The sequence below is a fragment of the Candidatus Micrarchaeia archaeon genome (genome assembly GCA_041650355.1).
GTDB lineage: Archaea > Micrarchaeota > Micrarchaeia > Anstonellales > Bilamarchaeaceae > JAHJBR01.
Genome location: JBAZLI010000031.1, coordinates 1 through 9,647, shown reverse-complemented (window position 1 = coordinate 9,647; position 9,647 = coordinate 1). Strand labels below are relative to the sequence as shown.

10 protein-coding genes are annotated in these 9,647 nt (G+C 53.3%); 5 read left to right on the top strand and 5 right to left on the bottom strand.

Annotated elements, in window-relative coordinates; all coding sequences use genetic code 11:
- The 4 genes from WC488_03075 to WC488_03060 form a co-directional block, all read right to left on the bottom strand.
- A partial coding sequence (locus WC488_03075; GenBank protein ID MFA5077384.1) for an ATP-binding protein occupies nucleotides 1-1,510 on the bottom strand: 1,510 nt, incomplete at its 3' end.
- A 9-nt stretch (nucleotides 1,511-1,519) separates the two neighbouring features.
- Nucleotides 1,520-2,785, bottom strand: a complete 1,266-nt coding sequence (locus WC488_03070; protein ID MFA5077383.1) for a TldD/PmbA family protein — start codon at nucleotides 2,783-2,785, stop codon at nucleotides 1,520-1,522.
- A gap of 23 nt (nucleotides 2,786-2,808) precedes the next feature.
- Nucleotides 2,809-4,410 (bottom strand): hypothetical protein, encoded by a 1,602-nt coding sequence (locus WC488_03065; GenBank protein ID MFA5077382.1) that lies wholly within the window; start codon nucleotides 4,408-4,410, stop codon nucleotides 2,809-2,811.
- 10 nt (nucleotides 4,411-4,420) lie between these two features.
- A complete protein-coding gene (locus WC488_03060; protein MFA5077381.1) occupies nucleotides 4,421-4,960 on the bottom strand; it encodes a hypothetical protein in 540 nt (179 codons plus the stop codon).
- 84 nt (nucleotides 4,961-5,044) lie between these two features.
- Here WC488_03060 and thpR point away from each other — a divergent pair, with 84 nt between their 5' ends.
- From thpR to WC488_03040, 4 genes are read left to right on the top strand one after another with little or no spacing between them, the layout of a single operon-like run.
- Nucleotides 5,045-5,575: an RNA 2',3'-cyclic phosphodiesterase gene (gene thpR, locus WC488_03055; protein MFA5077380.1), complete on the top strand. Its 531-nt coding sequence runs from the start codon at nucleotides 5,045-5,047 to the stop codon at nucleotides 5,573-5,575.
- Entirely contained in the window at nucleotides 5,572-6,030 is a 459-nt protein-coding gene (locus tag WC488_03050; protein MFA5077379.1) for a nitrophenyl compound nitroreductase subunit ArsF family protein, read from the top strand. Before thpR ends, WC488_03050 begins: the two co-directional genes overlap by 4 nt.
- A gap of 3 nt (nucleotides 6,031-6,033) precedes the next feature.
- Nucleotides 6,034-6,726, top strand: a complete 693-nt coding sequence (locus WC488_03045; protein ID MFA5077378.1) for a hypothetical protein — start codon at nucleotides 6,034-6,036, stop codon at nucleotides 6,724-6,726.
- A gap of 3 nt (nucleotides 6,727-6,729) precedes the next feature.
- The gene (locus tag WC488_03040; protein MFA5077377.1) at nucleotides 6,730-7,563 is read left to right on the top strand and encodes a ComEC/Rec2 family competence protein; all 834 of its coding nucleotides are present in this window, start codon (nucleotides 6,730-6,732) and stop codon (nucleotides 7,561-7,563) included.
- Here the strand turns inward: WC488_03040 and WC488_03035 are convergent.
- Nucleotides 7,556-9,163: a hypothetical protein gene (locus tag WC488_03035; GenBank protein ID MFA5077376.1), complete on the bottom strand. Its 1,608-nt coding sequence runs from the start codon at nucleotides 9,161-9,163 to the stop codon at nucleotides 7,556-7,558. The genes WC488_03040 and WC488_03035 overlap by 8 nt on opposite strands.
- Before the next feature lie 257 nt (nucleotides 9,164-9,420).
- On the opposite strand from WC488_03035, the gene WC488_03030 reads away from it, so the two are divergent.
- Nucleotides 9,421-9,647: helix-turn-helix domain-containing protein (locus WC488_03030; GenBank protein ID MFA5077375.1), on the top strand; the 227-nt coding region annotated here is incomplete at its 3' end.

Genomic DNA, 9,647 nt, shown 5'->3' with positions numbered 1-9,647 from the left:
CGCTCCTTGAAGCCGAGGGGGTAACTTCCGCAACTATGGGCAAAACAAGCCCGACCATGCTTTCCCCGAGGATTGCGAGCCCGTTCACTTTACCGATTTCAAAACCCTTGTTGGTGAAAATCTGGTACTCTTTCTTCTGCTCTGCAATCTTCTTGCTGAGCTGGAACTCGATGTTCGAAAAGGTCTTTTTCCCTTTCTTCACGTGCTCAGGGAGCACGTATTGGGCGTTTTCCTCCCGCGCGACGTCACCGGCGGCGCGCATCAGCCCTCCGAGTTCGCGCAGGTTCATCGTGAGGTGCCCTTTCCGGCCGGACATCCTCCTCCCTTCCTCTATGAGCTCGAGGACCGCTTCTTTCGTGAAATGCGGGATTTTTCCGTCGCGCTTCACTTCCTGGGCAACGAACTGCACCAGTTTGTCCCTGTTGGCTTCGTTGTCCTCCATGCTGTCCTCCATGTATATCTCGTAGCCCGAACCGCGGATTCTGGAGCGCAAAGCCGGGTGGATGTGCTGCATGTCCGGAAGGTTCCCTGCCGCCACAAGGACGAAATCGCACGGGACGTTCTCGGTCTTCACCAAAGCCCCGGAGCTCATCTCGCTCTGGCCTGTGATGAAGTATTTTTTCTCCTGCATCGCGGTGAGAAGTTCCTGCTGCCAGTTGAGCTTGAGCGACGCGATTTCATCTATGAACAAAACTCCTTTGTTGGCTTTGTGTATGGCCCCGCTTTCCACGCGAAGGTGGGCCGGGGTCCCTAGTCCGCCGCTCTGGAGCGGGTCGTGCTTCACGTCCCCCAGAAGAGAGCCTGCCCTTGAGCCCGTAGCATCAACGAAAGGCGCGGTCTTGTTCCCTGTATTGTCAACAATCATCTTGGGCGCAGGGGCTTCGAAGGGCATCATGCGCTTCTGCATCTTGCTCGCGAGCCCGGAAAGCAGGTAAAGGAAGCCGAGGCCTATGGCGACAGCGAATATGAGCCATTTCGTGTTGTCCGGAAGCCCGGAAAAAAGGATGATTGCGAGAAGCACTGCGCCTGCCACAGAAAGGAGCAGGTTGGTGCTCACCTGGGGCTGGGGCTCCTCCTGCTGGGGCTTGTGGTAAAGGACCATGCGCCTGCCCAACCCGTCTTTCATGAGGGGCGGGAGCATGCTGGTTTTCCCTTCCTCGGTGTACTTCTTTATCGCGGTGAGCTCCAGCGGGTTGTAGTATCTCTTCAATTCGGGCTTTTTCGAGAGGTAATTCCAGTCCGGGTATGTGGGAAACGGGCGTATGAGCGGCTGGTTCTCGTTGAGCTGGTTCGGGTAAGCGAAAACGTCCTCAAGGCTTTCCAGGGGCATTATTTCGGCCATCGCCTGGGCGAGCATGCTCTTTCCGGTTCCGGGGGAGCCGATGAGGAGCACGTTCCTCTTCTGCCTCGCGGCCTTTTTTATTATCTCCACTGCCTTTTCCTGCCCTATAACCTGGCCGATGAGCTTCTCGGGAACTTCTATTTCCTCTGTAGTCTTGAATTCGCGCATAAGCATCACTCAGGAAATTACGGAAACGCCGGAAAAGGAGATTTTCGGAGCTACGAGGCTTCCTGCCTGCTCCTGGCTCCTGCCGACATATTCTATTCTGTTGAACAGGTTAAATATGTTTTCGCTCACCATGAAGCCCCGCACAGGGGTCTTTTTCCCTTTCTCGTGCAGGAATGCGATGCTCGCCTCGGCCCCGAAATCGCCGCTGAGCTGGTTCGCGGTGTGCAGGCCGTGCATGGATTCTATATAGAGATATTTTTTCAGCTCTTTTTCCGGCTCCGCGTCCCCTGCCTTGATTGATATGTTCGATGCGCCTATGGAAGGGGGAGCTTTGTATCCTGGCCTGAAGCAGTTCCCTTCTGAATTTATTTCCGAGAATGCCGCGCACTCCCTGTCGTAAAGGAAAGCGCCCACTTCGCCTTTTTCGATGAGAGCAGTGCACCTTGACGATACACCTTCTCCGTCGAACGCGGATTTCGCGGCCGCATCTGCGAACGGGTCGTCGCCCACGGTGAGCTTTTCGCTGAAAATGAGCTTTCCTTCCTTGTCCCACAGCTTGGAGATTTTCCTCCTTTTCAGCTCCCCGGAAAATGAATAAAGCAAGAGGGAAAGCAACGAGGCCAGCACATCGTGCGAGAATATAACCGAATATTTGCCTGAGGGGGGCTTTTTCGGATTCTTCATTTCTTTTGCCATGAGGCCGGCCCTTTCCCCGAGCGAATGGGGGTCTTTCAGGGCTTTGTAGTGGGCGTAATCCGAGGAGCCGAAGCCGTTCCCGCTCTTTGCCTCTGCGAAAGCCATGAGCGAGGTGGAGCGCTCCTTTGCGAAAAGGAGGTTCGTATTCGCTATCGCGCTCTCGTCGGTTTGCGAAACAAGCACTATGCGCACAGGCTCGGCGTGCTTTTTCACCCCGTCCTCAATCTGGCCCACTATCGCGCGCATCTCCCTCTCGTCCGCGTCCGCGACTTTTGAATCGAATGCTTCCGCATTTGCGTATTTCTGCCTCTGGGCGAATGAGAATTCGCTGGGACTGGAGAATGCGGAAATTGAGGTAGCGCGCTTTATCGCAGACGGGATTTGCTCTTTCGAATTGCAGAACGAGAAGCCCAATTTCCTGTTTTTGAGGACCCTGATTCCGAACCCGCTGTCTATTCCGAAAGATTTTGTCTTCAGGGTTTTTTGCGAGTATTCGTACACGGTGCGGGTGCCTTCCACGCTGAATATTTCGCCGTCATGGAGGCCGAGAGAATGGAACGTCTTTAGAGAGTCGAGCATGGGATTCCCTTCCATCCTGCGCTTTATTTAGGTTGCGCATTTGCAGGGCGCTTTTTCGGCTTGTAGCATCCTATATTGTAGATATCATAATCAAGGGTTTTATCGCGCTCCAGCGTCTTAATCATTTCATCCAGAACTAGCTTCTTTACCTTCGTGTACTGTTCACGCCCCACTTCCTTGTTCCCTATGGCGTACCGCAAACTTTTTGCATTGAAGCAGAATATGCAGTTGGAAAGCCCTTCGGAATTGTGGCAGAAGTAGCAGTCGGAGCAGTTGTTGGAATCGCTCACCTCGAAACAACGGATGAGATTGGTGGAATGGTGGCAGTTCAGGCAGCAATTGGAGTAAAAAACATCTGAACCTCCGAAGACATATTCGGAATTTCTCGGCCTGTAGGAGTACGCAACGTACTTCATTGCGAAGACGAAGGAGCTGGCAAAGGCGTGCGCTGAATTCAGCCCGTAATTGGCGCATTGGGAAATGTCGGCGCAATTGCCCGTTACAACCTCGGAAGTCGTGTGCTTTATGTCCTTCAGGAGCCGTGCGGCATTCGAGAGGTTCAATTCCTTAAGTTCGGCTTCCGAAACGTGCTGCTTCCCCAATTCCAGCGATTCCTCAAGGGTGACTGAATTGCCCTTGATTTCCAGGAACGCGGGCAGGGGCGCAACGTATACCGTCTTTCCGCTTGTTGGAGAAACTGATTTGACCACTGTGGGGCCGTATTTTGTCAGCCATTTCTTATAGGCCTGAAGCGGACCAAGTTTTTTTCCGAGCAGCAATCTAGTGACGGTTGCAAAAGCGCTTTCAACCTCTGCAGGGACCGCGGTGGTTTCATTTACGTGCGCAGATTTTCTGTCGGCTGGCTTGCTTTGCCCTTCTTTTATTATGGATACGACACTGGGCACCGATTTTTTGCTCTTCAGCGTTTCCTTAATCTCCTGGAGCAGTTTTCGCTTCAGCTCCGAGTACTTCTCTTTTGGCAGTTCGAGATTGCCGATTGCGTAGGATTTGTTGCGCAGATTGAACGAGAACATGCAGTTGCTGCAGCCCTGGAGATTCGCGGCATAATAGCAGTCCGATGAGTTGTGCGTGCGCAGGACCTCCATGCAGCGTGTATTCTTCAGGCTGCCGTATGCCTTTATCATGAACTGCGACTCGCCAGTGAGGGTAACGCCGAAGCAATGCCCGCATTTCCGTATGTTGTCCGAGAACGCGATGTACCTGCTTCCTTCGTACACGTCCCTTGATTCGTACACCTCCGTGGCATCAATGCACCGGTTGGAATTGTGAACTTCATGGGAATTCCCGAGAACGATGTTGCCCGCATAATAGAATTTTTCCGCTAGGGCGCCGAGCAGGGAATCCATGTCCTTCGTGTCGTTTATGTCCAAGACGGTTGATTCTGTCCTGGATTTATATTTAACCAGTTCGTCGTTGCTTATGAATTTCGCGGACGCGCAGATCTCATTGCCCGATAGGGTAACGGGTTTTCCGGAGAGGACGGAGCTCCCGTGGCTTACGGTTTCGATGTGGAGGGTGAGGTAATTACGGTAGCGTTCTAGGTCGCCTATCTCTTCACCAAAGATGATTTTGCACGTGCTCTTCCAGGCTTCGTTTATGTCCATGAGCCCACGCTTATCTGTATTTCTCAAGAAACGCTTTCGCTTTTTCCCTGAAAATTATCTCCCCCTCGTTGTTCTCGATTTTCACTTCGCAGAGTTCGAGCAGCTTTTTCAGCCCCCACTTCTCCTCCACAGAATCGGCCCATCTGAAATCATCCAGGGATTTCGGGTCGGTTTTCTTCCCTCTTTTTGCTATGCGCGCGAAGCGCGCCTGCTCGTTCGAGACTATCGCAACTGAAACCGTGGGCGAAACAGTCCGGAACGAATCAAGCTCGCTCATGCTGCGTATGCCTATCACGACCACCGCCTTTTTTTCTCGAAGCGCGGCGCGGAGAGTGGGGAATATTAGCTTCGCAACCGCGTCCGGGCCGCCTTTTTCCCTGAAATCCGTGGCGAAGTTTCGCACGCTCTCGTTGGTGGTCTCCATTCCGAGTTCGCGCATAAGGCCCAGCATCGGTTCGCTCATCTCGAAAACCGGAAGATTCATCCTTTTTGCAATTGAGCCGAAAAGGGATTTCCCGGAACCGCGAAAGCCGCACACCGCAATAATCATAAGCATACTGGGGAACCCAAGCTTAATAAAAATAATGTGAGGGCAGGAGAATATCTTTAAAACAGGTGGGCGCGAAGAAACTGCATGAGGATTTTCGTTGCCGTGGACTCCCCGCCGTGGATAAAGAAGAAGCTTGCGATGACGCAGAAGGAGCTTCCGCTGGAAGGGGTGCGGCTGGTGGCCCCGGAAAACATCCACGTGACGCTCAAGTTCCTGGGCGAAGTGAGCGCGAAGAAAATCCCGTCCATAGAGCAGAGGCTCGGGGCCATAGAGCACGAAGATTTCGAGATAAGGGTGAAGGGCCTGGGGGCCTTCCCGAGCGAGGAATACGTGAAAACCGTGTGGGCCGGGTGCAAAGGCGCGGGACTTAAGGGGCTTGCCAAAAAAGTGGAGGATGCGCTGGATGAATTCCCGAAGGAGGAATTCACGGGCCACCTCACGATTGCAAGGGTGACGGGCAAGGCGCCGCTGAAGGGAATCTTCAACGATTACCGGGATTTCAGGTTCGGATTTTTTAACGCGCAGAAATTCCGCCTCATGGCCAGTGCGCTTACGTCATCCGGACCGAAATACAGCGTTCTCGCTCAATATCCTCTCAGGGGTGCGAAATTATGAGGCTGCTTGCGCTTGCGATGGTCGGGATTCTGGTTATGGGCTGCTTGAGCGACGCGCCGCAGCACGCGAACAACAGCACATTGGTGCAAAACAATACAGGCACTCCTTTCAAATACACCAAGTTCCAGACTGATATTGTATTGGTGAAGTTCCACAGGAATTACGAGTGCGCGGAGTGCGTGAACATCGGGGTCTACACCCAGAATACGCTCAGCAAGCATTACCCTTCGGAGCTGGCCAGCGGAAAGATTTCATACAGGGACGTGAACCTGGATACAGACCCAAACAACGAATTCGCGAAGCGCTACAATCCGTACTACCAGTCGCTTTACATCATCGTGAGGAACCCGGACGGGGAAACAGGGAGGGAGCTCGGCTCGGCGTGGGGCTACGCGAACGACGCCCAGGGGTTCGAGAACTACCTCAAGGGTGAAATAGAAGGGACATGGGGTTAGGGCATGTATTCGCTGCTCGCTGGTTTTGGAAATTCTGGGATTCCGCTGCTCGCGGCTTTTGCAATCGGTTTGCTGAGCTCGATAAGCATATGCCCGCTCGGGGCGAACCTCGCGGCGCTCGCCTTCATAAGCAGGAAGGGTGCGGATAACGCGAAGGGCGGCTCCTGGGCGTACGCGCTCGGAAGGGGGATTGCGTACGTGTTCGCGGCCGGAATCGCGGGCTTCCTGGGTGCGGAAGCGTACGTGCTTTTCGTTCCGCTCCAGCAGTACTCGGAACTATTTCTCGCGCTGGTGCTCGGATTCGCCGGGCTGGTGCTCCTGGGAAAAATGAGCTTCGCCCCGTCTTTCCTCAAAACAGACATGTTTGAGGGGCTTGCGAAAAAAGGAATGTGGGGGGCGTTCCTGCTTGGAATCGGGCTCGCGTTCTTCTTCTGCCCTGTGAGCGCCTCGCTCTTTTTAGGAGGGATTCTTCCGCTCACTGCTGGAACCGGGGATTTCGTGTTCATCCCGCTCGCTTATGGGTTCGGGAGCGCATTGCCCATATTATTCATTTCACACTTGGGGGCTTTCGCGGCAGGGAAAAAGAGGAACAGCTATTTGGAGCACGCGATTGGAGCAGGGGCCAACAACATCATCGGAATCGCGTTCCTCATAGGAAGCGCATATTACGTGCTGCGGTTTTTGGGAAGGGTGTGAATATTGGGAAAAAAGAAAATTTTCTGGCTGCTTGGGGCTGTTGTTTGCATTGCATTTGCCCTTATTTTCGTGCTGGGAAATCCCAAACCGGTCCCGCTTCTTCCAGGCTCTGAACTCGAGGTGCATTTCCTGGACGTGGGGAAGGGGGATGCCATATTTTTCAAATCCGGGAATCGCACGATGCTCACGGACTGCGGGGAGAAGGGGCAGGGGGATGCGGTGAGCAATTACATCATGGATACGGGCGTGTACTCGCTGGATTATTTAGTTATTACGCACACTGACTCGGACCATATGGGAGGATGCCCGGAAGTGCTGGGGAATTTGCGCGTGAAGAACGTAATCATGGACGGGCAAACGAGGAGCACGGCTTCTTACAATGAGACTGTTGCGCTCAGCGCGAATTCCACGCGCATAGTTGCGAAAAAATATGATGAATATTATTTGGACAAGGCTAGAATACGGGTTTTGCACGCGAACATCGGCTCCTCCGAGCCGAACCAGAATTCCATCGTGTTCATGCTGTACGACGGAAACTTCACGCTTCTTATGGGCGCGGACTGCGACTTGGGCTGCGAGACGGATTTGCTGAAGGAGGATATTGACGCGGACGTGCTCAAGGTTGCGCACCACGGGAGCAAATACGGGAGTTCTGAGGGGTTTTTGCAAAAGGTCACGCCGCAACTTGCTGTGATTGAAACCGGCGCGAACAGTTACGGGCACCCTGCGAATGAGACGCTGGAGCGATTGAGGAATGCGGGCGCTGAGATTCTCAGGACGGACTTGAACGGGACTATTGTGCTGGAAACCAACGGGAGCGGATATGTGCTCAAATAATCTCTGAACCAATGGAGAATACGTCCAAGTCAATTTTCTTTTCCTTCTCCAGCTTTTCCAGGAGCCAGGATTGCAGCATCCCCTTCAGCTTCAAATAAGCTTCCCTTCCAACCTGCTGGTTCCAAACCGCGTAGTTCAGATTCTTTGCGTTGAAGCAGAACATGGACTCGTGCACGTTCTCTATGTTGTGGCAGAAATAGGAGCGGGTGCTGTCCGAGCTGGTGTCGACCTCGAAGCAGCTATTCAGCCCGTAGGAGGAGTAGCACTTGATGCTGAACATGGAATTCATCAGGAATGCAGAGCCGAAAACGTGGTCCGAGCCGTTGGACCATACAGAATAGGCTGAGTTCTTCATGAACACGCATCCGAGGACAGAATGGCAGTTGGATGATTCTATCACTATTGGGCATGAAGTGACGTTGCTTATGGTGCCGCCCTTATCCCCGGATGAGAGGAACGCTATCCTTCCGAGCACTAGGCCGAGATTGGAGAAGTCGAGCTTCTCGGCTTCGGATTTCGAAAGCGCGAGCCTTTCGCCCAGGATTAAGCTTTCCTGGAGGTTGACGAATCTGCCGGGCTTCAGGCCCTTGAAGTTCTCGTAGCCGGGAGTTGCGGTTTTTCCACTGCCCAGGGCGCTTTGCGCCTCGCCGACATCGACCACGCGGCCTTTGAGCCATTTCCCGTATTGCGCCATAGGCCTTATTGCTTTGCCGAGCACGAGCCTTGAAGTGTCTGCGAAAGCCTTTTCCATGGACGGGGTTTGCGAAGGGGATTCCTCGGTACTTGCGAATTTTGAGAGGGGTTTTGCGTGGCCTTCTGCAGGACCGCATGAATTTATTATGTCGAACAGGGAAGGCACGCTCTTTTTTCGCTCGAGCTCCGAGACGATCTGCTCAAGGAGCCGCTGCTTTATGCTCGCATACTTCTCAGGAGAGAGCGCGAGATTGCCTACTGCATTGCGCTTGCTGCGCAGGTTGAAGGAGAACATGCAGTTTGTGCAGCTGCCCATATTGTAGGAATAATAGCAGTCTGAAGAGAGCCACCCCAGGCACAGCTCGAAATTGCGTACCCCTTTTCCATACTGGTGGCATCTTATTGAATGGTTAGAATAAGAGGAGACATTGCAGCCGAATGTGTTTTCCGCGGATTTGATTATCGTGGAGCATGCGATGTTTTTGGAGCTGAATATGCGGGCCGAATTGTACACGTAGAAGCTGTCGCTCACGCTCGAGCTGCCCTCCACGAATGCTGAATTTCCCAGAACTATGTTGCCCGAGTAGAAAATCTGCTCCCTGCAGGCATCTACCAGGGAATCTATGTCTTTTATCTCGTTTAGGTTCAGGGGCTTGAATTTGGATTGTTCAGGGGACTCGCCCAAAGCCATGACTTTCGCGACCTGGGCGTAGTCCTGGGATGCGAAAGCCACGCCATCGCCTGAAACCGAGGAGAATTTGCGGAGCATGGGCTGCTTGAGGGAAAGGAGCCACTTCTCGTAATCTGCAAGGTCGCCCAGCTCGGTGCCCAGAATCACCTTCGCGGTCTTCTTCCACTCAGAGTTGATGTGGTCGTAGCAGCCGCCGAACCCCGCGTTTGAAGCCATCGGATGCACCTATGGGAGCGCAAGCGGCTTGAACGCAGTGCAAAACAGGCTTACGCATCCGGCTCTGGCGCCTTCCCGGATTTCGGGCTCAAGAAGTACCTGGAAGCAGCCAAACGCTTCTTTTTCACGTTTATCACCTGGATTTTCATCCATGCACACCACCTGTTTGCAACGCTCAACTGATGCACTTAATTGCTATTGCCCCCTTAGGGGGTCGCAATAGAAAGGGTTATAAGCGAATTGAGGGAAAAAAGAGCATGGACCTTGGAGTTCTGGAGGATATTGGTTTGAGCCGAGGAGAGGTAAAAGTTTACATGGCGCTGCTTGAGCTGGGTTCCACAAAGACCGGGCCGCTCGCCGAGCGGGCCGGAGTTTCTTCTTCCAAAGTTTACAAAATACTGGCGCGCCTCCAGGGGAAGGGGCTTGCCGGACATGTGATAAAGGACAAGATAAAATACTTCGCCGCAGCCAGCCCTAGGAGGAT